The sequence below is a fragment of the Methylobacterium sp. 174MFSha1.1 genome (assembly GCF_900116815.1).
GTDB lineage: Bacteria > Pseudomonadota > Alphaproteobacteria > Rhizobiales > Beijerinckiaceae > Methylobacterium.
The window spans coordinates 1-24,811 of sequence record NZ_FPCB01000055.1; the positions used below are offsets into that span (position 1 = coordinate 1).

Consider the following 24,811-nt stretch of genomic DNA (forward strand, 5'->3'; position numbering starts at 1 on the left):
AGCAAGGAGCTGTAAGCACGGCCAAGGCCAGAGCAGGATGAGGGACCTGGGACCAGGACACTCCGCCACGTCATCGCGCGTCACAGCGCGTCGGGATGTTGGGAGCCTGGTTCTTCGCAAGGAACGCTTGTGCGCACCCCTTGGTGGCCCGCCGTCGTCCTCGTCGCATCAACCGCGGCGGCACGACGGCATCAGAGGCCGGATACATGACTGCTCCTGAACCGACTGGCTCAAACCGATGCTCACAAACCCTTGCGAAACGGGGGCCGTCCATACATGACGCGGAGGGTGGAAGGACCGTCGCGGGGTTCGAACACTCCCGCGGTTTTGAATGTGCCGCCTCACCCGGCATCCTCCGGCTCCGGGCCGCGGGTCAGGTCGAGGGCCTTGCCCGACGCATCCTTGGCCTGAGCCTCGCCCTTGCCGTCACCCTTGCCCACGATCCGCTCCGGCGGCTTCAGCGCCACGGTGGTGCCGGTGCGGGCGGCCTCGTAGATCGCCTCCATCAGGATCTGGTCCTGCAGGCCCTCCTCGCCGGGCGTGCGCGGCGTGCGGTTCTCGAGGAGACAGGTCGCGAAATGGTCGATCTCGAGGGCGAACTGGTTCTTCTCGCCCAGCACCCGCTCCTCCTTCGCCTCGGCCTTGCCCTCGCGGTGGTTCAGGAACAGGCGCTGGCCCTGATACGCGAAGGCGTTCTGGAGCTGGATCGCGCCGCCCTCGGCCTGGACGGTGATCGAGCGGGTCTCGTGCGCGCCGTAGCTGGTCGAGCAGAGCGCCAGCGCGCCGGACGGGAAGCGCAGGGTGAAGGCCACCGTCTCCTCGACCTCGCGGTAGAGCGGGTCGTCCGGTGAATGAATCTGCGCCTGGACCGAGACCGGCTCCTCGCCCATCAGGGCCCGCACGCCGTTGAGGCAGTAGAGCCCGATATCCGGCAGCGCGCCGCCGCCGGCGAGCGCCTTCTTCATCCGCCACTGCTCGGGCAGGCTCATGGTCTGGGTGTTGGTCGCCTCGATCAGCTTGACCTTGCCGTACTTGGCGCTGCGCACCAGCCGCACGACCTCGCGGTTGTAGGGCTCGTACTGGCAGCGATAGGCGATCATCAGCTTCACGTCGGCCTTGGCGCAGGCATCGATCATCGCCCGCGCCTCCGCGGCGGACGACGCCATCGGCTTCTCGCACAGCACGTGCTTGCCGGCGCCGGCGGCGGCGATGACCTGGTCGCGGTGGAGCGCGTTCGGGGTGACGATGTAGACCGCCTTCACCTCCGGGTTGCGGGCGAGCGCGTCCCAGCCGTCATAGCCGTAGACCGCCTCGGGCTTGATCCCATGTTGCGCCGCCACCGCCTTGGCCTTCTCGGGCGATCCCGACATCAGGGCGACGGGCCTCGCCTTGCGGCATTCGCCAAAGGCGGGAAGGATCTCCTCCAGCGACAGCCGCCCGAGGCCGACGACCGCGAAGCCGATCCGCTCGCCCGGCGGCAGCGGGGCCGGCGGCGGTGCCGAGGGCCGGTCGGAGGGGCCGCGCCAGTTCGGGAACGTCACCTTGCCGTTCTCGACCTTGCCGGTATCGACCGGCCGCTCGGGACCGGGCACCCCCGACCCCGATGCCCCTTGCGCCGCCGCGCTGCCGAGCCCGACCAGGGTGGCGCCGCCGGCCATCATCAGGCTCCGGCGCGAGAGGGCGGCGACATCGTCCGGCATCGGGCAACCATCCGTTGAGGGCAGAGAGCCTGCGCAACGTGTCGGGGGTGACGGGGTTCCGCTGCCGCTACGCCCGGCTGGACCGCGCGACGGCAGCTCTGGCGATGCCTCCTGAGACCTTTGTCATGCAGAAAGGCCGGCCCTTCCGGACCGGCCTTCCCAAAAACTCGGATTCGGCGACCGCTCACTCGCCTGCCATCATCTCCGGCGAGAAGTGCCCGCACCAATCCTGGGCCGAGACCACCGGCCACAGGCCGTGGCCCTGCGGCTCCGGCTGGCTCACCGGCGGGTTGAAGCGGCACAGGCCTTCCTCGCCCTGGGGAGCGCCGCCGTTCAGCTTGTGGTCGTCGAAGTAGCGGCAGCTGCGGCAGTTCGCGGACGGATTCGTCGCCATGGGGCGTCTCCTTGCGAATTAGACAATTTCCAATCGGGCAGACAACGAGGGGGCGGGCGGCGGGTTCCCGGACCCTCCGATGCGGCTTTCGACCACGGGACATCCGCCGCTTCGGTCTTGAACAAATCAGGAACGGAAGCCAGGTTGCAGGCATGGACGCTGCCCTGAAGAAGAAGCTCACGGTGCTCGCCGACGCGGCGAAGTACGATGCCTCCTGCGCCTCGTCGGGAGCGCCGAAGCGCAAGGCGGAGGCCGGCGGCCTCGGCTCGACCACGGGGGCGGGCATCTGCCACGCCTACACGCCGGACGGGCGCTGCGTCTCGCTCCTGAAGATCCTGCTCACCAATTACTGCCTGTTCGACTGCGCCTATTGCGTCAACCGGCGCTCCTCGAACGTCCGGCGGGCTAAGTTCTCGGTCGACGAGGTCGTGACGCTGACGGTCGAGTTCTACAAGCGCAACTATATCGAGGGGCTGTTTCTCTCCTCCGGGATCATCCGCTCGCCCGACCACACGATGGAGCAGCTGATCCGGGTGGCGAAGACCTTGCGCCAGCGGCACGGCTTTCGCGGCTACATCCACCTGAAGACGATCCCCGAGGCGAGCCCGTGGCTGATCGAGCAGGCTGGCCTCTACGCCGACCGGCTCTCGATCAACCTGGAGCTGCCGACCGAGGCGAGCCTGGAGCGGCTGGCGCCGGAGAAGGACGGCGCCGCGATCCAGACCGCGATGGGCCAGATGGGCGAGCGCATCCTGCAGGCCAAGGAGGAGAAGCGGCGCTTCGCCCCCGCCGGCCAGTCGACGCAGGTGATCGTCGGGGCCGATGCCAGCACCGACGAGTCGCTGATCCGCACCAGCGCCCGCCTCTACGACCATTACGGCCTGAAGCGGATCTACTACTCGGCCTTCAGCCCGATTCCCGACGCTGCCTCGATCCTGCCGAGCAAATCCCCGCCGCTCCAGCGCGAGCACCGGCTCTACCAGGCCGACTGGCTGATGCGGTACTACGCCTTCTCGCCCGACGACGTGGCGGGGGCGACCGAGTCCGGCATGCTCGCCCTCGACGTCGATCCCAAGCTCGCCTGGGCCCTGAAGAACCGCGAGCGCTTCCCCGTCGACGTCAACCGGGCCGACCGGGAGATGCTCCTGCGGGTGCCGGGCCTCGGCGTGCGGGCGGTCGACAAGATCGTGGCGGCCCGCCGCCATGCCACGTTGCGCCTTGACGACGTCGCCCGCCTGACCTCGGGCCTGAAGCGCGCCCGGCCGTTCCTGGTCGCGGCCGATTACGCGCCGACCCGCCTCACCGACCGGCTCGACCTGCGCGCCCGCCTCGCCGAGCCCCCGCGCCAGCTGAGCCTGTTCTAGATGCGCCCCCGCACGATCCGCCTGGCGCCCGGCGCCGACCTCGACGGGTTTCGCGCGGCGATCCGGCACCTCGTCCCGGCGGAGGCGGCCCCGGAGGCGGTGACCTGGGTCGAGGGCGAGGCGGCCTCGCTGTTTCCCGAGGACGATGCGGGCGCGCCCGGCCCGGCGCTCGCCCTGCCGCGGGCGGTCGCGGCCCTCGTGCCCTCCGTCGTCATGCACCGCGATCCCGAGCGCTACGGCCTGCTCCACCGGTTGATCTGGCGGGTGGCGGAAGGAGAGCGGCACCTCGCCGAGGTGGCGAGCGACCCGCTGGTCCATCGCCTGAATCTCATGCGCAAGGCGGTGGCGCGCGACCTGCACAAGATGCACGCCTTCCTGCGCTTTCGCCGCGCCGGATCGGGGGAGGGCGGGCGCGAGCGTTTCGCCGCCTGGTTCGAGCCCGAGCACCACATCCTGGCGGAAGCCGCACCGTTCTTCTCCGCGCGCTTTCCCTCCTTCGACTGGTCGATCCTGACCCCAGACGGCTCGGCCCACTGGGACGGCCGTGCCTTAAGCTTCGGGCCGCCGGGGCGGCGCGAGGATGTTCCCGAGCAGGACGCGTTCGAGGCCGGCTGGACCGATTATTATTCCAGCACCTTCAACCCCGCCCGCACCAACCTGGCGGCGATGCGGGCCGAGATGCCGAAGAAGTACTGGCAAAACATGCCCGAGACGGCGGCGATTCCCGGCCTGGTGCGGGAGGCCGGCCGGCGGGTCGGGGAGATGATCGCCCGGGCGCCCGAGCCGCCGGTCAAGCGCGTGCCGGCCCGGGCGCTCGCCGCGATGGCGGCGCAGGAGCCCGCCTCCCTCGACGCGCTGAACGCGGCGATCCGCGCCTCCGAGCCGCTGGTGCCGGGCGCGACGCAGGCCGTGCTCGGCGAGGGGCCGCTCGGCGCGGCGATCGCCTTCGTGGGCGAGCAGCCGGGCGACCAGGAGGACCTCCAGGGGCGGCCCTTCGTCGGCCCGGCGGGCCAGCTCCTGGCGCGGGCGCTCGTCGAGGCGGGGATCGATCGCGACCGGGCCTACCTCACCAATGCGGTCAAGCACTTCAAGTTCGAGCAGCGGGGCAAGCGGCGCATCCACCGGACGCCGAGCGCCGGCGAGGTCGCGCATTACCGCTGGTGGCTCGACCGCGAGCTCGCCTTCGTGGCGCCGCGGCTGGTGGTGGCGCTCGGCGCCACCGCCGTACTGGCGCTCACCGGCCGGCCGGTGCCGGTCACCCGCGCCCGCGGGCCCGCGATGTTCGGGGACAAGCCCTATGCGGGCTTCGTCACCGTCCATCCCTCCTACCTGCTGCGGCTGCCCGACGAGGCGCGGGGGGAGGCCTATGCGGGGTTCGTCGCGGACCTGCGGCGGGCCTCAATCCTCTCGGAGGATCCGGCGCCCCGCCTCGGCCTGCTCGGCTGACGCGCCGGAGACGTTGCCGGGGAACGTTGCCGGGAAACGTTGCAATGCGGCAACCAACCGCGTGCTGCCGAGTTTGTCGCCAGACCCAACCGGGAAACGAGGACCATGAGGCTGATCGTGTCCGCCCTCGCGGCGGGAGCTTGTCTGGCGGGCGCCGTGGCGCCGGCCATCGCCCGAACCAGCGCCAAGGCGCCGGACCGCTTCGACGGCACCTGGAGCGTCGAGGTCATCACCGAGAGCGGGGCTTGCGACCGGGCCTATCGCTACGGCGTCATCATCCAGAACGGCCAGGCCCGCTATGCCGGCGGCGGCGACTTCACCGTCTCGGGCCGCGTGCAGCCGAGCGGCGCCGTGCGGGCGACGATCAGCCGGGGCGATGCCGCAGCGCAGGTGGTCGGCCGCCTCGGCAGCGAAGGCGCCGGCAACGGCACCTGGACCACATCGGGCTCCACCTCCTGCAAGGGCCGCTGGAACGCCGAGCGCCGCGGCTGACTTGGAATGCGCCGCGGCTGACTTGGAATGTGCCGCGGCTGACCGAGAGGGCGCGCCGCGGCCGAGTGGAGAGATGCTGCGGCTCAGCTTCGCGGCAGCGGCCTGCCCCGTCCGAAAACCTGTTTTTCTCCGGGTTTCGCCCAAGATCCGCCCATGATCGGCACGAGGCTTGCCGGGTGAGTGGCGGTTGATTCGGCCGAGGCCCGGATATGAGAGTTCTGCTGTACGGCGCGATCTGCACCCTGGCGGCGATGGAGATCGCTGCCGCGGCCCATCCGGCCGTGGCGGCTCCGAATCCCCGCGCCGAGCATCGGCGCGCGGTGCTCGGCCCCCTGGAACAGGCCGCGACGGAGTGCTTCGCCGAGACGATCGGCAACAACCCGGCGGCGCTCGCCCATGCCCGGGCCGGGCGCTGGTACGAGGCGGCCGGCGTGATCGGCTTCCTGTGCCGGCCCGAGGTCGATGCGATGACCAAGGCCCGCGACCACCTCGAGGGCCGCGGCGCTGGCGGGCGCTATTTCACCGGCCAATATGCCCGCCATCTCGGCCAGGAACTGGCCCGGCGCCTCGAGCCGCTGCTCACCACCAAGGCCGTCGCCACCGCCGAGCCGAGGGCCGACAGCGAGGCACCGGCGGTGCCGGCCGAGGAGCCGTGAGGACGGCTACCAAGTCGGTAAGCTGGTGCCCGATCCCTTCCGGCGCATCGGTCACGAACGGGCAGTTGTCGCTTCATCGCTGAAGTCCGGGCAGGGCATCCGATCTTCCGTCGCACGTGAGCCGACGATCAGAGACGGTCAGTGCTCGACACTGTCAGAGCCTGTTTGATTTGCTCGACAGTGCTGGTCCCCTCCTTGTCATTCCGGGGCCGCGCAGCGGAGCCCGGAATCCAGACGCGCGGATGGTACAGGATAAAGCGATATGCGCTCCGCCTCTTTCTGAGCAACCTGAGTTTCTGGATTCCGGGCTCCGCTGCGCGGCCCCGGAATGACATGCAGGATGTCAAATCTCTGGCCTCCAATCAAGCAAGCTCCCGGACAGTCGTCGAACACCGGCGCCGACGCTGCGGATGCTCGGCAAAAGTCCGTACAATTGTCGAGAATGCCGAAACGACGTCTTAAGATAAGATTGACAGGCCCGGCCGGCGTTAAGATTGAGGTAGGGGCCATCACGGCTAGCTGATCGGGAACGGATCGCCCGAAAGGATTTCGCCGTGATCGAGACCAGCACCATCGCCGCGGCGCTTCCGCCGGCCGCGATCGAACCCGTCGTCCGGACCAGTCCCGCGCGCCCCCCAGAGTCCGACCCGCCCCTCGACCCGGCGGTGACCCTCGACCTGAGCCCGGACGCCCGGCGGACCATCGCGCGCGACTCCGCCGCGTCGACCGGCGAAACCCCCGAGACCAAGGCCGACCGGGCCCATTACCGGCGCGATCCCGACAGCAAGCAGATCGTGTTCCAGGTCGTCGGCTCGGACGGGTCGGTCGTCGAGCAGCTGCCGTCGGAGGCGGTCTTGCGGGCACGGACCTATGCCCGCGAGGCGGAGGCCGCCCGGTCGGTGGAGATCGGGACCTCGGTGGCGCGGTCGGCCTGAGGGCCGCGATGGCGGCTTCGATCCGCGCCGGATCGGTCCCTATCCGGCGGGCCCCGATCCAGGATGGATGGGTACCGATCCGCGACAGATCGGCCCGATGGCCGAGCATCGCGACCGCCCCATATGGTGTAGCCTCGTGGTCCGAGAGCCGACGCGCCCGGACGACGAGGCGCATTTGGAGCCGGACGCCATGGCGACGACGCCCCCCTCCCTCGACGCCGCGACCTATGCCGACCTCCGTCAGGCGGTCGGCGACCAGGCGATGCCGGTCCTGCTCGGACGCTTCCAGACCCAGTTGCGCGACTGGTCGGTGCGGGGCGAGCCGGCGGCGCTCGCCGCCGCGGCGCACGGGGTGATCGCCTCCTCGGGGCTGATCGGCTTCACCCGGCTGTCGCGGCTCTGCGCCGCGCTCGAGATCGCCTGCCAGGGCGACGATTTCGAGGCGATCCGTGCGCTCTCCGCCGATGTCGCCGCCGAGAAGGCCTTCGCCGAGGCCGAGGTCGCCCGCCTGATCGCGGCGGGCTGACGGATCACGCCACCCGTCGCGTGTCGGTCCAGGTCGCCCCGTCGGCGAGGCGGTAATCGACGCTCTCCGAGAGCCGGCCGGTCGGCACCACCCGGACCGCCTCCGGCCGGGACAGCTCGTCGCAGCGCGCCAGCGCCTCGTCGATGTCGAAGGGAGGGGGCATCTCGCCGCCGAGGCGGCGCCACCACTGCACCGCCTTCTCGCGGGCGAACCCGGTGGCTTCGAGGTCGAGGCGCACAATCATCGCGTCCTCGTCGCCCTCCAGCGCCACCGCCAGCACGTCCGGCCCGCGGTGGCGCGTCTCGCGCCGGAAGCGCCAGCCGGCCACCGGCCACCACCGCGCATGGGCCTCCCGCACCACCGCGACGGTGTCGGCGGAGAGGATTGCGGTCTCGTCGTCCGCCACCGCCTCGTGCGGCATCTCGGCCTCGTCCTCCTCCTCGGGCTCGACCCAGCACCCCTCGCACGTGCTGGCATTGAGCGCGATCAGCGCGCCGCAGCCCGGGCAAGGCTTGGCCCGGGGCGCGCCGGTCTCGCCCAAGAGCCGCGCCCGGGCGACGGCATTGGCCGAGAGCACGTCGAGCGGCCCGTGGCGGCGCACCAAGCCGGCGTAATCGAGGATCAGGGCGTCGGTCTTGCCGGGCGCCCGGCGCAAGGCCCGGCCGACCTGCTGCACGTAGAGGCCGGTGCTCTGGGTCGGGCGCAGCAGCGCGATCAGGTCGACCTCCGGCACGTTGAAGCCGGTCGCGAGCACGCCGACCGAGGTGAGGCAGCGCAGGCGCCCGGCCCGGAAGTCGCGCACGATGCGGTCGCGCTCGCGCTTGCCCGTCTCGCCCGAGATCGCCTCGCAGGAGAATCCTTCCGCCCGGATCGCGTCGCGCACCGCGTCGGCGTGCTTCACCCCGGCGCAGAAGGCGAGCCAGGCCCGGCGCTCGGCGCCGTAGGCGACCATCTCGGCCACCGCCGCCTTGGTGATGACGTCGCGGTTCACCGCCGCCTCCAGCGCGCCGGGCACGTAGTCGCCGGCGCGCAGCGGCACGCCGCTGACGTCGAGGATCGTGGCGGTGGCCTTCGAGACCAGGAGCGCGAGGTAGCCCTCGCGGATCAGGTCGCCGACCTGGGCCTCGTAGACGAGCCGATCGAAGACCCGGCCCTGGCCCTCGTCGAGCCGGCCGCTGTCGAGGCGGTAGGGGGTGGCGGTGAGGCCGACGAGGCGCATGTCGGGCGAGCGCGCCCGCACCGCGTCGAGGAAGCGGCCGTAGCGGGTGTCGGCATCGCGGGGGATCAGGTGGGCCTCGTCGACGATCACCAGGTCGAACCCGCCGGTCGCCTCGACCCGGTTCCACACCGACTGGATGCCGCAGAACAGGATCGGCTTCGTTTCCTCCCGCCGCCCGAGCCCGGCCGAGACGATGCCGGCCGGCGCCTCGGGCCAGAGGGCGAGGAGCTCGGCGTGGTTCTGGGCGATCAGCTCGCGGGTATGCGTGACCACGGCGATGCGGGCACCCGGATCCCGGGCCATCGTCTCCCGCACCAGGGTGGCGATGACGAGGCTCTTGCCGGCCCCGGTCGGCAGCACGATCAGGCCGTTGCGGCCCCCGCGCGCCCAATCGGCCTGGAGCGCGTCGAGGCTCGCGCGCTGGTAGGGACGAAGCAGCATCGCGCCGCCATAGCCGGAGAATGGCGGCGTATCCAGGCTTGACAGCGGGGGGAGGCGGGTGGGCCGATCCTCAGTCTTTCCGGCGAATCAAACGGCCGAACTGCAAACAGGATGGCACGGGATCCCCTCTCCCACACCTTGCAGCGATACCGGGCAAGCCCGGCATCGCCTGGAGAGGGGAGAAGCGCCCTATCTTTGACCAACCGAGTCGAGCGGACGCCGTCTTACTCCGCGGCCTGCAGCCACTCCGTCTCCTGCACCGCCCGCGGCTCCTCGCCCACCACCTCGTCGGTATGGACCTCGAACTTGGCGAGCCAGGCCGGGCCGAAGCTCGTCGAGATCGCCACGTCGGTGGCGTCGCGGCCCCGCGCCATCACGATGCGGCCGATCCGCGGTTTATTGTGGCGCGCGTCGAACGTGTACCAGCGCTCGCCGAGATAGACCTCGAACCAGGCGGAAAAGTCCATCGGATCGGGCACCGCCGGCACGCCGATGTCGCCGAGATAGCCCGTGCAGTAGCGCGCCGGGATGTTCATGCAGCGGCAGAAGGTGACGGCGAGGTGCGCGAAGTCGCGGCACACGCCCTCGCGCTGGTTGAAGCCGTCGAGGGCCGAGCGGGTCGAATCGGCGCGCTGGTAGTCGAAGCGGATGTGGTTGTGGACGTAGTCGACGATGGCCTGGACGCGAGCCCATCCCTCGGGCGTGTGGCCGAACAGCTGCCAGGCGGTGTTCGACAATTTGTCGGTGTCGCAGTAGCGGCTGGCGAGCAGGAAGGGCAGCACGTCGTCGGGCAGGTCCTGCACTGGGTGCTGCACCGCGTCCGGCGCGTAATCGTCGACCTCACCGCTGTCCTGGACCAGGAAATCGGCCGAGAAGGTGATCCGGCCGCCCGGGGCGGTGACGCGGGTGCAGAGGTTGCCGAAGGAATCGACGAACTGGTGAGCGGGGACCGGCGGGTCGATGGTCATGGTGTCGGGCGTGATCAGGTCGCCGGCCCGGTCGGGATGCACGTTGAGCATCAGGACCATCGGGGTCGGGCCGGGCGTGTCGAAGGCGATCGAGTAGCCGGTGCGGATCTTCATCGTGGGTCCACGCAAGTCGAAAAACGTGGTGCATAAAGTCCGAATCCGCGCCGTTGTTCCGAGTTCTCGCCCAGTTCGCCCCGCAGGTTTCGCCTAAATGTTGTGCAAGCGCCACACCTCTGCGCTTGCGTCTGCTTCCCGACTCTCGCCGACCCTCGCGTCAACCGCCCGCGAGAGTCGAGGCGAGGAGCTTCAGGTTCAGGACCACGATCACGGCGGCGATGGTCCAGGACAGGATCTTGAGCCAGGACGGGATGACGAGTGCGCCCATCTTGTTCCTGTCGGAGACGAAGCGGACCAGCGGGATCACCGCGAAGGGCAGCTGCATCGACAGGACGACCTGGCTCAAGACCAGCAACCGGGCGGTGCCCTCGTCGCCGTAGAGCCCGGTGACGATCACCACCGGCACGATGGCGATGCCGCGGGTGATCAGGCGGCGCGCCCAGTCGGGCAGGCGCAGGCGCAGGAACCCCTCCATCACGATCTGGCCGGCGAGCGTCGCGGTGACGGTGGAATTGAGGCCGGAGGCCAGGAGGGCGAGGGCGAACAGGGTCGAGGCGAGGCCGACGCCGAGCAGGGGCGAGAGCAGGGCGTGCGCCTCCTCGATCTCCTGCACGCCGGTATGGCCGGAGCCGTGGAAGACCTTGGCCGCCATGATCAGGATCGCCGCGTTGACGAAGAGCGCGAGCGTCAGCGCGATGGTCGAATCGGCCACCGCGAAGCGCAGGGCGCTGCGCCGGCCGGCCTCGTCGCGCGGATAGGCGCGGGTCTGCACGATCGAGGAGTGCAGGTAGAGATTGTGCGGCATCACCGTGGCGCCGAGGATGCCGATGGCGAGGTAGAGCGCTGCCGGATCGGTGACGATCGTGGTGGACGGTACGAAGCCGCCGAGCACCTCCCGCACGGGCGGCGCCGCCATGGCGATCTGGATCGCGAAGCAGGCGAAGATGATCGTGAGCAGCGCGATCACGAAGGCTTCGAGCGCCCGGAAGCCCCGGCGCATCAGGAGCAGGATCAAGAGGACGTCGAGGCCGGTCAGGATCGCGCCGGCGATGAGCGGCAGGCCGAACAGCAGCTTCAGGGCGATGGCGGTGCCGATCACCTCGGCGAGGTCGCAGGCGATGATCGCCGCCTCGCAGGCGAGCCAGAGGGCGATGCCCACGGGGCGCGAGTAGGCGTCGCGGCAGGCCTGCGCCAGATCGCGGCCGGTGGCGATGCCGAGCCGGGCGGCGAGCGCCTGGAGCACCACCGCCATCAGGTTCGAGAGCAGGATGACGGCGAGCAGGGTGTAGCCGAACTGCGCCCCGCCGGCGATGTCGGTGGCCCAGTTGCCCGGGTCCATGTAGCCCACCGAGACCATGTAGCCGGGGCCGAGGAAGGCGAGCAGCCGCCGCGGCCAGGAGCCGGTGGCCCGTACCGGCACGCTCGCATTCATCGCCCCGAGGCTCGGCTCCGCCGCCTCGGCGCCGGCGCGCCACGCCCATCCGTCCCGCATCCGCCCCATGCTCCGCCAATCCCGCCCCGCGTCGGGCGGCTCATATAGCCACTGCTATATTGATTTGAGAAGGCTGAATTCGAGGGGTCCGATCGCCGCGTCAGGGCCGCCGATCGCGAAAGAAGTCGCGCAGGAGCGCGGCGGCCTCGCTCTCGCGCAGGCCGCCATAGACCTCCGGGGCGTGGTGGCAGGTCGGCTGGTTGAAGAAGCGAGAGCCGTTCTCGACGGCGCCGCCCTTCGGGTCTGCGGCGGCGAAGTAGAGCCGGCGGATGCGCGCGAAGCTGATGGCGCCGGCGCACATCGCGCAGGGTTCCAGCGTGACGTAGAGGTCGCAGCCGGTCAGGCGCTCGTCGTCGAGCGCCGCGCAGGCCGCGCGGATCGCCAGGATCTCGGCGTGCGCGGTCGGGTCGCGGTCGGCCCGGGGGCGGTTGCCGGCGACCGACAGCACGATCCCGTCGCGCACCACGACGGCGCCCACCGGCACCTCGCCCCGGGCCGCCGCCGCGCGCGCCGCGCCGAAGGCGAGCCCGAGCGGATCCGGACGCGGGGCCCCGCTCCCGATCGAGGCCCCCCTTGCAAATTCGCGCATCGGTTCCACTCGCGTCGCCCCACCCCGTCTGGTATCAGGCGCGCATGAACGACATCAACGACGACGAGACCGGGGCGCCGCAGCGGCGTCGCGGACGGGACGAGGCATCCGCGGGCTCCCCGGAGGGGCAGGCTTCCAACAAGCGTGGGACGGCCAAGGATGCGGCCCAGGGGGCTGCCAGGGCCGCGGCGCCGGCCGAGCCGGAGCCGGAGCGCATCGCCAAGGCGATCGCCCGGGCGGGCGTGGCCTCGCGCCGCGACGCCGAGGCGATGATCGCCGAGGGCCGCGTGACGCTGAACGGCGTGCGCCTCGACTCGCCGGCCGTGAACGTGACACCCAGCGACCGCATCACCGTCGACGGCGAGCCGCTGCCGACCCGCGAGCGCACCCGGCTGTGGCTGTTCCACAAGCCCCGCGGCGTCGTCACCACAGCCCGTGACCCCGAGGGGCGCCAGACGGTGTTCGACGCGCTGCCCGAGGACATGCCCCGGGTGGTGGCCATCGGCCGGCTCGACATCAACACCGAGGGGCTGCTGCTTCTCACCAACGACGGCGGGCTCGCCAAGGTCATCGCCCATCCGGAGACCGGCTGGCTGCGCCGCTACCGCGTGCGCGCCTTCGGCGACGTCGACCAGGCGATGCTGGACGGCCTGCGCAAGGGCGTGACCATCGACGGGATGGAGTACGGCCCGGTCGAGGCGACGATCGACCGGGCGCAGGGCGACAACGTCTGGCTGACGCTCGGCCTGCGCGAGGGCAAGAACCGCGAGGTCAAGCGCATCCTCGAGCATCTCGGCCTGTCGGTGAACCGGCTGATCCGGCTCTCCTTCGGGCCGTTCCAGCTCGGCGAGCTCGAGGTCGGGCTGGTGGAGGAGATCCGCACCCGGGTGCTGAAGGACCAGCTCGGCACCTCGCTCGCCGAGCAGGCCGGCGTCGACTTCACGAGCCCGGTGCGCGAGCCGATCGCGCCGTTCGGCTCGCCGAAGGCCGCCGCCCGAGCAGCGCAGGAGGGCGCCTCCCGCGGCCGCGACCCGGCCCGGCCGCAATTCGGCAAGCCGCCGGCTGCGCCGGCCAGCCGCCGGGCGCCGGTGCGGACAGTCTGGCGCGACCAGGAGGCCGAGGCCGCCGGCGACCTGCCGAATCGCGGCCGGGTGCACCGGCGCGGCGACAGCCCGCAGGAGATCCGCGCCGCCACCGCGGACGCGCCGCGCAAGCGCGTCGGCGCCATCGCGTCCGGCGACCGCCGGGTGCTGGTCGAGCGCCTGGTGGCCCAGCCGCAGGAGGAGGCAGCGCCGCACCGCCGGACCAAGTTCCGCGGCGACCGGGACGACGCCCCCGGCCGGGGTCCGGGCGGCGACGACCGTCCGATGCGCCGCGACCGCGACGGCGGTTTCGCGCGGGGCGGCGCCAAGGCCGGCCTCGCCGACGACGGCGGCCGCGGGCGCGGCTTCGGCCGGTCCGGCGGACAGCCGGAGGGCGCCGAGGGCCGCGGCTTCGGAGGCAAGAGCTTCGGGGGCAAGAGCTTCGCGAGCCGCGGCGGCGAAGGCCGGTCGTTCGAGGGCCGCTCCGGCGGCGAGGGCCGCGGCCCCGGTGGCGGCGGTCGCTCGTTCGAGGGGCGTTCGGGCGAAGGTCGTTCGGGCGGTGAAGGCCGGTCGTTCGGCGGCGGGAACCGCGGCTTTGTCGGCAAGGGCGAGGGCCGTCCCGGCGGTGGTGGCCGGTCCTTCGAGGGTCGGGCGGGCAGCGGCGAAGGCCGCGGCTTCGGCGGTGGCGGCCGCTCGTTCGAGGGTCGTGCCGGTGGCGAGGGCCGCGGCCCCGGCGGCGGCGGGCGCTCGTTCGAAGGGCGTTCCGGCGGCGAGGGGCGTTCCTTCGGCGGAAAGCCCAGCGGCGGCAAATCCTTCGGGGCCAAGCCCGGTGGGGCCAAGTCGTTCGGGGCTAAGCCCGGAGCCGGCAAGTCGTTCGGGGCCAAGTCCTTTGGCGGCAAGGGCGAGGGTCGTCCCGGTGGCGGCGGCCGCCCGGGCGGTAAGCCGTTCGGGGCGAAGCCCGGCGGCGGCTTCCGCTCCGGCGGCGCCGGCGGTGGCGGAAAGCCCGGCGGGCGCGGTGCGCGTCCCGGCGGCGGCCGGCCGCCGCGCGGCTGAGCCTGACCGATGCGGATCGTCGGAGGAGACCTGCGCGGCCGCGGCCTCGCCGGGCCGCGCAGCGACGCGATCCGGCCGACCTCGGACCGCTTGCGCGAGGCTTTGTTCAACGTGCTCGCCCACGCCTACGACGATCCGGTCCCGGGCGCCCGCGTCCTCGACCTGTTCGCCGGGACCGGGGCGCTCGCCTGCGAGGCGATCTCCCGCGGCGCGGCCTTCGCGCTCCTCGTCGATGACGGGGCGGAGGCCCGCGGCGTGATCCGCCACAACCTCGACACCCTCGGGCTCGGCGGCAGGACGCGGCTGTTCCGCCGCGACGCCACGCGCCTCGGCGCGGCCCCGCCCGGCGAGCCGTTCGGCCTCGTCTTCTGCGACCCGCCCTACGGCCGCGACCTCGCCCCGATCGCCTTGAGCGCGGCCCGGGAGGGCGGTTGGCTCGCCGACAATACCCTCGCGGTGGTGGAGGAGGCGGCCTCCGCCGCCCTCGTCGCCCCGGAGGGCTTTTCGGAGCTGGAGCGGCGGACCTACGGCGACACCCAGGTGGCGTTCTGGCGCCTCATATGAAATCCGACCGATTGCTTCAGGCGACCCTGTCGGATCGCTTTCGCAATGCGGATTTCGGCTTCGCTCAAGCGCCGCGCGGGCTGGTGACACGAATCCCGGAAGGCTCCTTCCGGAATTCGTGTCACGGCTTGATCATCTCGTCGAGGGCGCCGGCGAAGCTGCCGGCGGCGACCCCGACGCCGCTCGCCGAGCGGTAGGCGCTCCCGACGCGGGTTCCCCCGGTCACCGCGGTGTGGATCCCGACCAGGGCCGCGCCGCCATCCGCGTCGAGCAGCAGCACCGGCGCGCCGGATTCCCCCGACATCGACTCGCACAGGTCGCTTAGCAGGCCGGCGGCCGGCGCGTCGATCCGGGCCGCGCAGCCGCGATGGATCACCGGCAGGAAGGGCCGGTCGGCGGCGTAGCCGGCGAGCGCCACCACTGCGCCGGGCTGGCTTCCCGGCAGGTCGGCATTCGGCAGCACCCGCCACGGCACCGGCTTCACGCCGAGGGGTTGGCGCAGGGTGAGGATCACCCAGTCCCGCCCGATCATCTCCGGGGCGATCGAGCCGCGTGCCGGCCGCGCCGCCGCCCGCAGGTCGATGCCGGGCGCGAGGCGGAACGCCTCGACCTCGGCCGTACCGGTATTCAGGTCGCGGGCCTGGCCGGCGACGAAGTGGATCTGGTGCGGCTTGACCCAGCCGTCGAGCCGCACGTCGAACAGGCAATGGGCGGCGGTCAGCACGTGGCGCGGACCGACGAGGGTGCCGGTGCAGTGGCTGCGATGGGCCGGCCCCTGCACCACGTTCACCCGCCCGATCGCCGTGAACGGCCAGGCCGTCGGCTCCATCGGCACGCGCTTGTCCGGGGACGCCGCGGGCGTCTGCGCGGCGGCCGGGGCGGCGCATCCGAGCGCCAGGGCGAGGGCCGACCGCACCGCTCGGCGTCGGCGCGCCGGCATGATCGGTGATTTCCGTTGCGTCATCGATTCCGCGCGCTCCGCACCGGTTCGAGGTCAGTGTTCGCGCGTCGATATCGAAGACAAGGGCCAGAGATGACAAGGTGTAGAGCCGCCGCCCGGCCCGGGCCGGCCCCCGCGCGGCCCCCGCCTCATCCGATCGGGGAGGGGACGGCGCGGCGCGATCATAAATTGTTCATCTTTGGCTGAAAGCCCGGAACTGTCAGGCTGCCGCCGAGGTTAATCCGCCGGGTACCAGTACAGATTTCTCAAGTCCGCCGTCACACTCACTGGAGGGGCTCGATGCCGCTGCACCAGAACATGCCGGCTGCCCGGCTGCGCGCCCTGCTCCTGGCGATGACGTCGGGATGCCTGCTGATCGCCTCGAGCGCCGGCGCCAAGGCCGAGAATGACGGCCTGGATTTCCTCCGTCAGATCTTCGGGGGGCCGTCCTCCTCCGCTCCGGCGCCGGTGGCGCAGCCCTACGCGGTCCAGCCCTACGACGCGCCGATCCGCCAGCGGGCGAGCCGGCGCAACCGTCTCGCGGTCCAGGCCAAGGCGTTGCGCGGCCGCACCCGCTACGTCGCCCTGCCGAAGGCCGAGGTGAAGCCGCAGAAAGAGGTGAAGCCGCTGCAGATCGCGGTGTCGCCGCTAAAGTCGCTCGACGCCCGCACCGCGCTCCTGCGCGACCCGACCCTGCGCCCGGGCGACATCGTCATCATGCCCGAGGGACCGCGGGTGTTCCACGGCGATCCCGATTCCGACAAGCACAAGATGAGCGACTTCCAGGACGTGAACCGTCCCGGTGTGGTGGCGGCCAAGACCCGCAAGGAGCTTCTGGCGATGACGGCGCCGATCGGCGCGCTGCCGGCCGACGCCGCCCGCCGGATGATGGCGCAGTACCAGAAGGCTTCCGCCCCGGCGGTGTCGACGCCGCGCGTCGAGGCGGCGCTCGCCCGGGTGGTCTACCCGGCGCGCTGACTTCCTCAGGCCCGCGCTCGCGGGGCCTGCGGCAACGAGGGTGTGACTCGGCGCGCGCGGCGCGGGGCGGAAGCCCGCCCCGCTTGCTAGGATGCGGCGGGCCGCAGGCAGGCGGCCTCCCGCGTCGAGTTGTGTCCGCATGTCGATTCCGAGCAGGGTTCCGAGCCGTCCGGCCAGGGTCCCGAACCGTCCGGGCAGGGTCCCGAACCGCGCGCCCTCCTCCGGCGAGATCCTGCGGCTCCCTCACCTCCTTCGCTCCCTGGCTCTGGCGGCTCTGCTGGCGGCCGGGGCGTTCGCCGCGCCGGCGCATGCCGCCGAGGGCGCGGTGCTGGTGGCGCAGTGCAAGAGCCTGTTGCGCGGGGCCAAGGTGCGGGGAGGCGAGGTCGAGTTCCGCCAGGATCCGGAGACGGTCGGCTGCTGGGCCTTCATGGGCGCCGTGCAGGACCTCGCCGGCGTCGCCGACGCCGCCAACCAGCCGCCGATCCTCGGCGCCTGCCTGCCGCCGGACGGCAACCGGCTGCAGCTCGTCCGGGCGGTGGTGGCCTACGGCGCCTCCCATCCGCCGGCCCTGCGCGAGAATGCCGGCGTCCTGGCGCTGCTCGCCCTGCGCGACGCGTTCCCGTGCCGGAAAGACTAGGATCGTCCCGCGTTCCTTGCCCGGCGGCGGTTTCGCACCCGCGCGCAGGATTCCATCGTCGCCGGGTGCGATCAGCCGGTGACGATCGATCCGGCGGCATTGCTCTCGGCACCAAAAGGTTCCCGGCGATATTTGCTGCGGCCCCGCTTGCTCCCGCCGATGCGCTTCATACTCTTATCGAGTAGGCGGGACGAGGCGGGTCCGATGGCCGGTCTCCTCTCCCGCGACCCGCTCGATCGGAGGATGAACATGGCCAACGCCGACAGGCACAACATGGGTCCCGGGGCGCAGGGCAAGGGCTCCGGCACCGGCGCCATGACCGAGCTGCCCGAGGGCATCCTCGAGGAGAACATGGTGCTGAGCAACCGCGACAAGGCCCAGCACGGGGCGGCGCGCGGCCTCGACAGCAAGCACGTGCAGACCGAGCAGTACCACGACCACGCGTCCAACCGGCGCAACTTCGACCAGACGATGCCCGACGGGGGAGAGCAGAACACCAGCGGCCTGGAAGCCCCGATGACGACGGTGTCGGGCGACGACAGCGCGCTGGCGCCGCGTCAGCAGAAGTAGGGCGGCGAAGGCGTCCGCGTCCGAGGAGCCCTCGTTCCCAAAAGGGGCGGGGGCTTCTTCGTGAGCCGACGAAGGCCCCCATCCCATCCACGACCTCAGATGAGGATGTGAGTGGGATAAGACCCAACAGGTTTTGACATCTTCCACGTCATTCCGGGGCCGCAAGGCGAGCCCGGAAAGACCTGGAGGATCGACAGATCCCTAGGAAATTTACTCTACCGGCCTCGCCCGGCCGGCGATCAGGGATTGCCGCGCAAGCCGCTCGCCAGCTCGCGATTGATGTTGATCAGGGCGGTCAGCTTGTCGGCGCTGGGGTCGATCATCGCGTCGAGGGTGCGCGTGAACACGAAGGCGCCGAGCCGGGCCATCGCGGATTTCAGCTCCTCCGGCAGCGGTGCGTCCGGCTCCGTCGCGGCGGAGGAGAGCAGCGTCCAGACCTTGCGGTTGAAGCCGAGCGCGTCGTTCAGCGTCGTCTGCTGGACGTCCCAATTGTCCTGGATCGCCTGCAGGCGGGCCGCCGCCTTGATCAGGACCGCGGCCTCTGCCTCGCGGGGTGTCAGCGCCACCTGGGCCGTTCGCGCGTAGGCGTTCGCCGCGTAGCTCATCGTCTGCCTCTCCGGCTGGCCGCTGAAGCGGGCCCGGAGGCAGGTCTGCCATCGATTTGTTAAGCTAGGGTTGTGAAAGAAGGCCGACGTTGCGGCACCCGGAATGCTCCACAGGCCGGTGATTCGCCCTCAAACCGCTACGATGTCGGCGCAAGGACCGGCCGCTATGCTGAATTTCCTCCTCGGCGCCGTCGCGGGCGCATTGATGGCCGCCGTCGCGACGGTGGCGGCCCTGCGCAATCCGGAGACTCAGGTGAGGATGGGCCTCGTGCGGGCCGAGCCGGTGACGATCCAGACGCGGCGTCCGGATCCCGTCTGCCCGCCGCCGCCGGTGCAGACCCATGTCCAGGCCGGGAGCCCGCAGGTCGGGCAGCCGGACATGCTGTTCGCCCGGCGCCGGTTCTGGTCGGTGGCGCCGTGAGGGCGGCGCCGCGGCGATCGACCGTCGGTAGATGAGCGCCTTCGAGACAGGCCTCTCGGCCTGCTTCAGACGCTGCTGAGCAGCAGCATCACCACCGTCGTGGCCGCGGTCGAACCGAGGAAGCCGCAGAGCGCCGCGGTGAAGGAGTGGGCACCGGCGGTCGGGGCGGAGAGGCGGGACTCGGACGAGGTCTGGCTGGCGCTGGTCATGGCGAGGATTCCGATCCGGCGCGCCGACATCGCGGCAGCGCCCGGTGAGAGTGATGGGTTAATCGCGGGTGAAAAGGTGTGCGCTACGGCACGCGCTCAATCGCAGCGGAAGAACCGCTTCTCCTGGCGCACCGAGCGCAGCGCGCTCTTGAGGTCGACCGAGGCGACGCCGAGGCCGCACTCGTCGAGACGGTCGCGGGCGTCCTCGTAGCGGTCCTCGGCGTCGCCGAGGTTGTCGCAGACCCGGTCGCGGTCGCCGATGCGGGCATCCTGCCGGGCCTGGAACCGCAGGGCACCGGCCTCGTCGATCTTGCGCTGGGCACCGATGCAGGCCGGCTGGGCCAGCGCCGGGCCGGCGAGCAGAAGGAAGGCGGCGGCGAGCGGCCAGCCGAGCGGGAGACGACGCGGTATGGTCATCGCTGAACTCACGAACGATATGGGATCCGCAGCTGCGGCAATCTGCCTCAACGGTGAGGTGTGATGCCAAGCTTGCTTTACTGTGACCGAGGAACGTCGAGGGCGCCCGAGGGGTTCCGCGCAAAACTGCTCAGATGGGCTGCACGGGGTCCGCCAAGGGGTCCGCCAAGGGGCCCGCCAAGCCGGGGATGGCGAGGCCGGGATGCGCCGCGTCAGGTCGTCGTGGACCGCCGCCGCGTCGCGCGGATCGTCTCCAGCGTCACCGGCCGGAACTCCCAGGCATCGACGCCTACGTCGTATTGCCGGGTCGCGGGTTTCAGCTTGCCGTGCGAGTGGCCGTGCAGGTTCACGACGCCCCGGCCCATCCGGTTCCAGGTCCGGAAGGCATAGTGGCACAGGACGAGGTGCTGCTCGTCGACGTCGATCTCGGCGTAATGCGCGGTGCTGAGCCACCCGCGCGCGGCGAGCGTCGACGGGCCGTCGTTGTTGCCGACGATGAGGTGCTTCCGCCCGTTGAGGCCTGAGAGCAGGGCCTGGACCCGCTCCGGCGGCGGACCCAGCGCGAAGTCGCCGAGATGCCACACCGTGTCGTCCGGCTCCACCACGGCGTTCCAGTTCTCGACCAGAGCGGCGTCGTGGGTCGCGAGATCGGGAAAGGGCCGCCGGTCGATGCGCAGCACCCGCGGGTCGCCGAAATGGGTGTCGCTGGTGAAGTAGGTCGTCATTGGAGCGGATCATCGTGCGGGGTTGCCCTCCGCAAAGCGCGGCGGGCGGCGGGGTTCCGGCTCGGCCTGCCCGTTGCACAGCACCGTGTCCCGCGTATCGTGCCCGTGTCCTGCCCGGCCATGGGCTTTCGAATCCTTCCCACTTCCGAGGCGGTGAGCTTGCGCAGCGCGATCGTTCTGGGCGCCGGCATGGTCGGCATCGGCACCGCCCTCCACCTGCAGCAGCGCGGCTGGTCGGTCGCCCTCGTCGATCGCGGGGAGCCGGGGCGGGAGACCAGTTTCGGCAATGCCGGGATCATCCAGAGCGAGGCGGTCGAGCCCTACGCCATGCCGCGCGATCTGGCGACGCTGTGGGCGATCGCCACCGGCCGCAGCAACGACGTCCATTACGAGATCCGTTCCCTCCACCGGCATGCCGGGCCGCTCCTGCGCTACTGGTGGCATTCGAGCCCCCGCCGCCACGCCGCCGCCGCACGGGCCTATGCGAGCCTCATCGCGCATGCCGTCCCCGAGCACGCGGCGCTGATCGAGGCGGCGGGCGCCGCCGACCTCGTCCGTCGGGGCGGCTTTCGCATGCTCCTGCGCGAGCGCCGCGCGATGGACGAGGCCGTGGCGGAGGCCGAGCGCCTGCGGGCGTGCTACGGCATCCGCGCCCGGGCGCTGTCGCCGGCCGAGCTCGCCGCGGCCGAGCCGGCCTTGAAACAGACGGGGGCGGGGGCGATCCACTGGGAGGATCCGTGGTCGGTCCGGGATCCGGGCGCGCTCGTCTCGGCCTACGCCGCCCTGTTCGCCCGGCGCGGCGGGACGGTGCTCAAGGCCGAGGCGGACGGCCTCGCGCCGGCCGGGCGGGGCTGGAGCGTGCGGACGTCGGACGGCCTGCACGAGGCCGAGGCCGCCGTGGTGGCGCTCGGGCCGTGGTCGCCCGATCTCCTGCGCCGTTTCGGCTACCGGATCGGCGATGGTGCGCAAGCGCGGCTACCACCGCCACTGGCGCCCCGCCCGCACCCTGGAGCTGCCGCTCCTCGACGCGCAGAACGGCTACGTCCTCGCCCCGATGGCGGCGGGCCTGCGCCTCACCACCGGGGCCGAGCTGGCGGGACCGGAGGCCGCGACCGGCCCTGTCCAGCTCGCCCGGGCCGAGGCCGAAGCGGGCGGCCTCCTCGATCTCGGCGCGCCGCGCGAGAACGCGCCCTGGTCGGGCATCCGCCCCTGCCTGCCCGACATGCTGCCCGTCATCGGTGCGGCGCCGCGCCACCCGGGCCTGTGGTTCCATTTCGGCCACGGCCACCAGGGCTTCACCCTCGGCCCGGCTTCGGGCCGCCTCCTGGCCGAGGCGATGTCGGGCGAGACGCCGATGGTGGAGGCGGCGGCGTTCAGGCCGGGGCGTCGCTGAGGCGGCCGTCATCCTCGCCGTCCGGGCCCGGCAGGATCGGCGCGGCGCCGAACGGGCGGTTGACGATCGCCAGCACCTCGCCCGCCGCGAAGATGCGGTTGCGGGCGTAACCGGTCCGCTCCGACAGGATCCCGGCCGCCACGAGTTGGTCGACGGCCTGGCCGGCCTGCGGAACCGTGACGGCGAGGAGGGAGGCCAGTCGCCTCACCGTCAGGACCGGGTAATGCGGCAGCAGGTCGAGCGTCCGGAGCGAGGCCGATCCGTGCCGGAAGCGCCGCCGTGCCGCCCAGTCGTTGCGCAAGCCGGCGAGAGCCTGTCGCGTGACCATCAGCTCGTCGACGCTCGCCGCGACCGCATCCGAGACGAAGCCGATCATGGCCGCCCAGTCGAGGCGCTGCTGGGCGCCCTTGAGCGCCGCGTAATACGCCTCTTTGTGCGCGTCGATGTAGGGCGAGAGATAGAGCGGAACCTCGCCCTCGGCCGCCATCATGAGCGGGAGCAGCAGGCGGCCGACGCGGCCGTTGCCGTCCCGAAACGGATGCACCGCCTCGAAATGCGCGTGCGCAACCGCCATCCGCACGACGAGGTTCTGCGTCATCGCCTGGAGAATATCTTTCCTGCCCTCGTTCCTGAGATAGTCCACCGTCTCGGCGAGGCAGCCGGCGATCCGGTCGGGTGGAGGCGGATTCCAGGTCGAATAGGCGATATTGCCCGTGCCGCCGATCCACACGACGCTGCGGCGCCACTCGCCGGGGACGTCCGCGAAGTCGGGATCGGAGCGCATGACTTCGGCATGGAGGCGCCGGATCAGGTCGAGGTCGAAGATGGCGGGGCCGTGCTCCCTGGCCTGCGGCAGGAGACGGTCGAGTGACAGGGCGTAGTCGCGCACCTGCCGGACCTCCCCGCGCTGCATCGCGTCGGGTTCGCCCGCGTCATCGACGGCGAGCAGCTCGTCGAGCGTGCTGTGGGTGCCCTCGATGGCCGAGGAACTGACCGCCTCGCGACGCGTGAGGACGCGGCTGATGAGGTACGGATCGGCCATCTCCTGCGCGATCGTCCGCACCTGCGCGAGCGCCGCGCTCGCCGCCACGAGCCGATCGAGGATGCCGGGACACGAGACATCCTCCGGCGGCGGGGCTGGAACGACGCCGTAGTGATTGTCGTACGGGGCCGGCAGGCGGACCAGACGCTCGCGGACGGCATGGGCGAGGTGCTGACGGTTCATCGGAGAAAAGCCACGGAGGGCACCAGTTCACGATCCATAATATGGTTTTTTACCGAAAAGCCTACCAAGCTTGGTCCGATCGGCGTCGTACGAAGGCTTTTGGGCGGCAAGGCCGGGCCTCCGGCCGTAATCCCCGCCCGGAACCGGCAGCGCCCGGACTGGACAGGACGCGGCTGTCGTCGTTTCCTGGCATCCGAAAAAACCAGCGGGGGGATGTCATGCGCAGGGCCACGATCCAGGGGGCGGCGATTCTCGGCCTGCTGCTGCCCACGGCTGCGGCGGCGCAGACCGCCACGAACCTCGTCGCCCTCCAGGGGCTCGCCCCGGTGAGCGCCCTGCAACGGACGCCGGAGGGGAAGGCGGCCCTCACCGCCAACCTGCAGGTGACCGGCGCCATCCAGTTCGGCAGCCACCCGCAGCCGCATCTCCTGCCGCTCGATCAGCAGCGCCAGCTCGCGCTCCGCGACTGCTTCATCACCGACGGCAACGCGACCGAGCTCGCCGACGGGCTCGGCAGCCGGCTCGGGGCGATCTACCAGGACAAGGCGCGCTACGCCGACTACAAGACGTTCAGCAACGTGACGCAATCGGTTGCCGACCTGCTCGGCTACACGAACAACATCACGAAATCGGATTCGAATTCCGGAAAATACTTCTTCGCCAACGGCACGACCGACGGCAAGAAGGCCGTCTCGGAGGCGGCCGCCGGCATCTTCGCAGGAAGGGGCGGCGTGCCGGACGTGTTCGGCAAGGCCTATGACCGCCCGGCCGGCAGCACGGGGGCGGACGCCTACGGCAATTCCCGGCCGTTCCAGACCCTGCCGCAGCTCTACGCCTATCGCGGCGACGACTATTTCACGCGCACCTCGCACAGCCTCGACTGGCTGCACGGGCCGAGCCAGAACCTGACCGACAGCCCGTCCTATCCGAGCGGCCACACCACCTACGGCTACACCGAGTCGCTCGTCCTCGCGCTGCTGGTGCCCGAGCGCTACCAGCAGATGATCGTGCGGGCGGCCGAGTACGGCAACAACCGCATCGTCGTCGGCGCGCATTACGCCATGGACGTGCTCGGCGGGCGCGCGGTGGCCCTGCACGCGGTGGCCCACCTGCTCGCCAACGATCCGGCCTATGTCGGCCAGATCCGCAAGAACCCGGCGGTCCCCGTCGAGATGAGCCCGCAGGCCAAGGATACGGTCGCGATCACCGATTACCGCGCGGCTCTGGAGGCGGCGCGCAACGATCTCGCGTCCGTGCTGAAGGATGCGTGCGGCGACGCGGTGGCGGTGTGTGCTGCCACCGATACCGGTCGGTTCAAGGATGCGGCGGCGAACGAGGCCTTCTACAACACCACGCAGACCTACGGCCTGCCGGTGGTCCACGCGAAGACGGCGAACACCGTCGAGGACGTGGGCAAGCTCGCGCCGGAGGCCGGCCACCTGCTGACCGCGGCCTTCCCCTCCTTGAGCCTCGCGGAGGCGAACGCGATCCTGACCGAGACGCAGGGGCCGGGCGGCGGCTTCCTCGACGACGGCTCGGCCTTCGGGGTCTATTCGCGCCTGAACCTCTACGCCGCCGCCGGCAAGGCGGCGTCGCTCGCCGCGTCGAAGCGCCCGCAGCAGCAGACGACCCGCTGACCTCCTCATCCTCGAC

At 71.4% G+C, this 24,811-nt stretch carries 25 protein-coding genes and 1 pseudogene; 14 read left to right on the plus strand and 12 right to left on the minus strand.

Annotated elements, in window-relative coordinates:
• Window positions 1–341: 341 nt before the first annotated feature.
• Both BM430_RS30930 and BM430_RS30935 read right to left on the minus strand, forming a co-directional pair.
• Window positions 342–1,700, minus strand: a complete 1,359-nt coding sequence (locus BM430_RS30930; RefSeq protein WP_093571051.1) for a Gfo/Idh/MocA family protein — start codon at window positions 1,698–1,700, stop codon at window positions 342–344.
• A gap of 184 nt (window positions 1,701–1,884) precedes the next feature.
• Window positions 1,885–2,094: a hypothetical protein gene (locus tag BM430_RS30935; protein WP_093571052.1), complete on the minus strand. Its 210-nt coding sequence runs from the start codon at window positions 2,092–2,094 to the stop codon at window positions 1,885–1,887.
• Between the two features lie 152 nt (window positions 2,095–2,246).
• On the opposite strand from BM430_RS30935, the gene BM430_RS30940 reads away from it, so the two are divergent.
• The 6 genes from BM430_RS30940 (at window position 2,247) to BM430_RS30965 (ending at window position 7,513) form a co-directional block, all read left to right on the plus strand.
• Window positions 2,247–3,458: a putative DNA modification/repair radical SAM protein gene (locus tag BM430_RS30940; protein ID WP_093571053.1), complete on the plus strand. Its 1,212-nt coding sequence runs from the start codon at window positions 2,247–2,249 to the stop codon at window positions 3,456–3,458.
• Window positions 3,459–4,904: a UdgX family uracil-DNA binding protein gene (locus BM430_RS30945; RefSeq protein WP_093571054.1), complete on the plus strand. Its 1,446-nt coding sequence runs from the start codon at window positions 3,459–3,461 to the stop codon at window positions 4,902–4,904.
• Window positions 4,905–5,009: 105 nt separating this feature from the next.
• Window positions 5,010–5,396 carry a hypothetical protein gene (locus tag BM430_RS30950; RefSeq protein WP_093571055.1) on the plus strand — a complete coding sequence of 129 codons (387 nt, stop codon included), beginning with the start codon at window positions 5,010–5,012 and terminating at the stop codon, window positions 5,394–5,396.
• A 209-nt stretch (window positions 5,397–5,605) separates the two neighbouring features.
• Entirely contained in the window at window positions 5,606–6,052 is a 447-nt protein-coding gene (locus tag BM430_RS30955; RefSeq protein WP_093571056.1) for a hypothetical protein, read from the plus strand.
• 554 nt (window positions 6,053–6,606) lie between these two features.
• A complete protein-coding gene (locus tag BM430_RS30960; protein WP_177303225.1) occupies window positions 6,607–6,987 on the plus strand; it encodes a hypothetical protein in 381 nt (126 codons plus the stop codon).
• Between the two features lie 190 nt (window positions 6,988–7,177).
• A complete protein-coding gene (locus BM430_RS30965; protein WP_143132176.1) occupies window positions 7,178–7,513 on the plus strand; it encodes an Hpt domain-containing protein in 336 nt (111 codons plus the stop codon).
• 4 nt (window positions 7,514–7,517) lie between these two features.
• Here the strand turns inward: BM430_RS30965 and BM430_RS30970 are convergent, their stop codons facing one another.
• The 4 genes from BM430_RS30970 to BM430_RS30985 form a co-directional block, all read right to left on the minus strand.
• The gene (locus BM430_RS30970; RefSeq protein ID WP_093571059.1) at window positions 7,518–9,173 is read right to left on the minus strand and encodes a DEAD/DEAH box helicase; all 1,656 of its coding nucleotides are present in this window, start codon (window positions 9,171–9,173) and stop codon (window positions 7,518–7,520) included.
• A gap of 224 nt (window positions 9,174–9,397) precedes the next feature.
• Entirely contained in the window at window positions 9,398–10,255 is an 858-nt protein-coding gene (locus BM430_RS30975; protein WP_093571060.1) for a transglutaminase-like domain-containing protein, read from the minus strand.
• A gap of 160 nt (window positions 10,256–10,415) precedes the next feature.
• Entirely contained in the window at window positions 10,416–11,750 is a 1,335-nt protein-coding gene (locus BM430_RS30980) for an Nramp family divalent metal transporter (protein WP_093571061.1), read from the minus strand.
• Window positions 11,751–11,850: 100 nt separating this feature from the next.
• The gene (locus BM430_RS30985; protein ID WP_093571062.1) at window positions 11,851–12,339 is read right to left on the minus strand and encodes a nucleoside deaminase; all 489 of its coding nucleotides are present in this window, start codon (window positions 12,337–12,339) and stop codon (window positions 11,851–11,853) included.
• Window positions 12,340–12,383: 44 nt separating this feature from the next.
• Here BM430_RS30985 and BM430_RS30990 point away from each other — a divergent pair, with 44 nt between their 5' ends.
• On the plus strand, window positions 12,384–14,474 hold the full coding sequence (locus BM430_RS30990) for a pseudouridine synthase (protein WP_143132177.1): 2,091 nt from the start codon (window positions 12,384–12,386) through the stop codon (window positions 14,472–14,474).
• Window positions 14,475–14,483: 9 nt separating this feature from the next.
• On the plus strand, window positions 14,484–15,038 hold the full coding sequence (gene rsmD, locus BM430_RS30995; protein WP_093571063.1) for a 16S rRNA (guanine(966)-N(2))-methyltransferase RsmD: 555 nt from the start codon (window positions 14,484–14,486) through the stop codon (window positions 15,036–15,038).
• A gap of 121 nt (window positions 15,039–15,159) precedes the next feature.
• Here the strand turns inward: rsmD and BM430_RS31000 are convergent, their stop codons facing one another.
• On the minus strand, window positions 15,160–15,978 hold the full coding sequence (locus BM430_RS31000; RefSeq protein ID WP_093571064.1) for a trypsin-like serine peptidase: 819 nt from the start codon (window positions 15,976–15,978) through the stop codon (window positions 15,160–15,162).
• Window positions 15,979–16,278: 300 nt separating this feature from the next.
• On the opposite strand from BM430_RS31000, the gene BM430_RS31005 reads away from it, so the two are divergent.
• The 3 genes from BM430_RS31005 (at window position 16,279) to BM430_RS31015 (ending at window position 18,163) form a co-directional block, all read left to right on the plus strand.
• Entirely contained in the window at window positions 16,279–16,956 is a 678-nt protein-coding gene (locus BM430_RS31005) for a hypothetical protein (protein ID WP_244539746.1), read from the plus strand.
• 139 nt (window positions 16,957–17,095) lie between these two features.
• A complete protein-coding gene (locus BM430_RS31010; protein ID WP_244539747.1) occupies window positions 17,096–17,593 on the plus strand; it encodes a Rap1a/Tai family immunity protein in 498 nt (165 codons plus the stop codon).
• 249 nt (window positions 17,594–17,842) lie between these two features.
• Window positions 17,843–18,163, plus strand: coding sequence for a hypothetical protein (locus BM430_RS31015; protein WP_093571081.1), 321 nt, complete (start codon window positions 17,843–17,845; stop codon window positions 18,161–18,163).
• Window positions 18,164–18,402: 239 nt separating this feature from the next.
• Here BM430_RS31015 and flaF read toward each other — a convergent pair whose 3' ends face one another.
• Window positions 18,403–18,768 (minus strand): flagellar biosynthesis regulator FlaF, encoded by a 366-nt coding sequence (gene flaF, locus BM430_RS31020; protein WP_093571065.1) that lies wholly within the window; start codon window positions 18,766–18,768, stop codon window positions 18,403–18,405.
• 166 nt (window positions 18,769–18,934) lie between these two features.
• On the opposite strand from flaF, the gene BM430_RS31025 reads away from it, so the two are divergent.
• Entirely contained in the window at window positions 18,935–19,189 is a 255-nt protein-coding gene (locus tag BM430_RS31025) for a hypothetical protein (RefSeq protein WP_093571066.1), read from the plus strand.
• Between the two features lie 65 nt (window positions 19,190–19,254).
• On the opposite strand, the gene BM430_RS34945 is transcribed toward BM430_RS31025, so the two are convergent.
• The 3 genes from BM430_RS34945 to BM430_RS31035 form a co-directional block, all read right to left on the minus strand.
• Window positions 19,255–19,398 carry a hypothetical protein gene (locus tag BM430_RS34945; RefSeq protein ID WP_177303226.1) on the minus strand — a complete coding sequence of 48 codons (144 nt, stop codon included), beginning with the start codon at window positions 19,396–19,398 and terminating at the stop codon, window positions 19,255–19,257.
• Window positions 19,399–19,494: 96 nt separating this feature from the next.
• Complete coding sequence (locus BM430_RS31030; protein WP_093571067.1) at window positions 19,495–19,815, minus strand: hypothetical protein; 321 nt, start codon at window positions 19,813–19,815, stop codon at window positions 19,495–19,497.
• Window positions 19,816–20,027: 212 nt separating this feature from the next.
• Window positions 20,028–20,540, minus strand: a complete 513-nt coding sequence (locus BM430_RS31035) for a metallophosphoesterase family protein (RefSeq protein WP_093571068.1) — start codon at window positions 20,538–20,540, stop codon at window positions 20,028–20,030.
• Between the two features lie 159 nt (window positions 20,541–20,699).
• On the opposite strand from BM430_RS31035, the pseudogene BM430_RS31040 reads away from it, so the two are divergent.
• Window positions 20,700–21,933: pseudogene (locus tag BM430_RS31040) on the plus strand (FAD-dependent oxidoreductase).
• Here the strand turns inward: BM430_RS31040 and BM430_RS31045 are convergent.
• A complete protein-coding gene (locus BM430_RS31045) occupies window positions 21,914–23,158 on the minus strand; it encodes a Fic family protein (protein ID WP_093571069.1) in 1,245 nt (414 codons plus the stop codon). The pseudogene BM430_RS31040 and the gene BM430_RS31045 overlap by 20 nt on opposite strands.
• A 218-nt stretch (window positions 23,159–23,376) precedes the next feature.
• Between BM430_RS31045 and BM430_RS31050 the strand changes: the two genes are divergently transcribed.
• Window positions 23,377–24,795: a phosphatase PAP2 family protein gene (locus BM430_RS31050; protein ID WP_093571070.1), complete on the plus strand. Its 1,419-nt coding sequence runs from the start codon at window positions 23,377–23,379 to the stop codon at window positions 24,793–24,795.
• Window positions 24,796–24,811: the final 16 nt, after the last annotated feature.

Bases quoted from the DNA above. Each gene is read 5' to 3' on its own strand.
- BM430_RS30930 (WP_093571051.1), bottom strand. From the start codon at position 1,700: ATGCCGGACGATGTCGCCGCCCTCTCGCGCCGGAGCCTGATGATGGCC.
- BM430_RS30935 (WP_093571052.1), bottom strand. From the start codon at position 2,094: ATGGCGACGAATCCGTCCGCGAACTGCCGCAGCTGCCGCTACTTCGAC.
- BM430_RS30940 (WP_093571053.1), top strand. From the start codon at position 2,247: ATGGACGCTGCCCTGAAGAAGAAGCTCACGGTGCTCGCCGACGCGGCG.
- BM430_RS30945 (WP_093571054.1), top strand. From the start codon at position 3,459: ATGCGCCCCCGCACGATCCGCCTGGCGCCCGGCGCCGACCTCGACGGG.
- BM430_RS30950 (WP_093571055.1), top strand. From the start codon at position 5,010: ATGAGGCTGATCGTGTCCGCCCTCGCGGCGGGAGCTTGTCTGGCGGGC.
- BM430_RS30955 (WP_093571056.1), top strand. From the start codon at position 5,606: ATGAGAGTTCTGCTGTACGGCGCGATCTGCACCCTGGCGGCGATGGAG.
- BM430_RS30965 (WP_143132176.1), top strand. From the start codon at position 7,178: ATGGCGACGACGCCCCCCTCCCTCGACGCCGCGACCTATGCCGACCTC.
- BM430_RS30970 (WP_093571059.1), bottom strand. From the start codon at position 9,173: ATGCTGCTTCGTCCCTACCAGCGCGCGAGCCTCGACGCGCTCCAGGCC.
- BM430_RS30975 (WP_093571060.1), bottom strand. From the start codon at position 10,255: ATGAAGATCCGCACCGGCTACTCGATCGCCTTCGACACGCCCGGCCCG.
- BM430_RS30980 (WP_093571061.1), bottom strand. From the start codon at position 11,750: ATGCGGGACGGATGGGCGTGGCGCGCCGGCGCCGAGGCGGCGGAGCCG.
- BM430_RS30985 (WP_093571062.1), bottom strand. From the start codon at position 12,339: ATGCGCGAATTTGCAAGGGGGGCCTCGATCGGGAGCGGGGCCCCGCGT.
- BM430_RS30990 (WP_143132177.1), top strand. From the start codon at position 12,384: ATGAACGACATCAACGACGACGAGACCGGGGCGCCGCAGCGGCGTCGC.
- rsmD (WP_093571063.1), top strand. From the start codon at position 14,484: ATGCGGATCGTCGGAGGAGACCTGCGCGGCCGCGGCCTCGCCGGGCCG.
- BM430_RS31000 (WP_093571064.1), bottom strand. From the start codon at position 15,978: ATGCCGGCGCGCCGACGCCGAGCGGTGCGGTCGGCCCTCGCCCTGGCG.
- BM430_RS31005 (WP_244539746.1), top strand. From the start codon at position 16,279: ATGCCGCTGCACCAGAACATGCCGGCTGCCCGGCTGCGCGCCCTGCTC.
- BM430_RS31010 (WP_244539747.1), top strand. From the start codon at position 17,096: ATGTCGATTCCGAGCAGGGTTCCGAGCCGTCCGGCCAGGGTCCCGAAC.
- BM430_RS31015 (WP_093571081.1), top strand. From the start codon at position 17,843: ATGGCCAACGCCGACAGGCACAACATGGGTCCCGGGGCGCAGGGCAAG.
- flaF (WP_093571065.1), bottom strand. From the start codon at position 18,768: ATGAGCTACGCGGCGAACGCCTACGCGCGAACGGCCCAGGTGGCGCTG.
- BM430_RS31025 (WP_093571066.1), top strand. From the start codon at position 18,935: ATGCTGAATTTCCTCCTCGGCGCCGTCGCGGGCGCATTGATGGCCGCC.
- BM430_RS34945 (WP_177303226.1), bottom strand. From the start codon at position 19,398: ATGACCAGCGCCAGCCAGACCTCGTCCGAGTCCCGCCTCTCCGCCCCG.
- BM430_RS31030 (WP_093571067.1), bottom strand. From the start codon at position 19,815: ATGACCATACCGCGTCGTCTCCCGCTCGGCTGGCCGCTCGCCGCCGCC.
- BM430_RS31035 (WP_093571068.1), bottom strand. From the start codon at position 20,540: ATGACGACCTACTTCACCAGCGACACCCATTTCGGCGACCCGCGGGTG.
- BM430_RS31045 (WP_093571069.1), bottom strand. From the start codon at position 23,158: ATGAACCGTCAGCACCTCGCCCATGCCGTCCGCGAGCGTCTGGTCCGC.
- BM430_RS31050 (WP_093571070.1), top strand. From the start codon at position 23,377: ATGCGCAGGGCCACGATCCAGGGGGCGGCGATTCTCGGCCTGCTGCTG.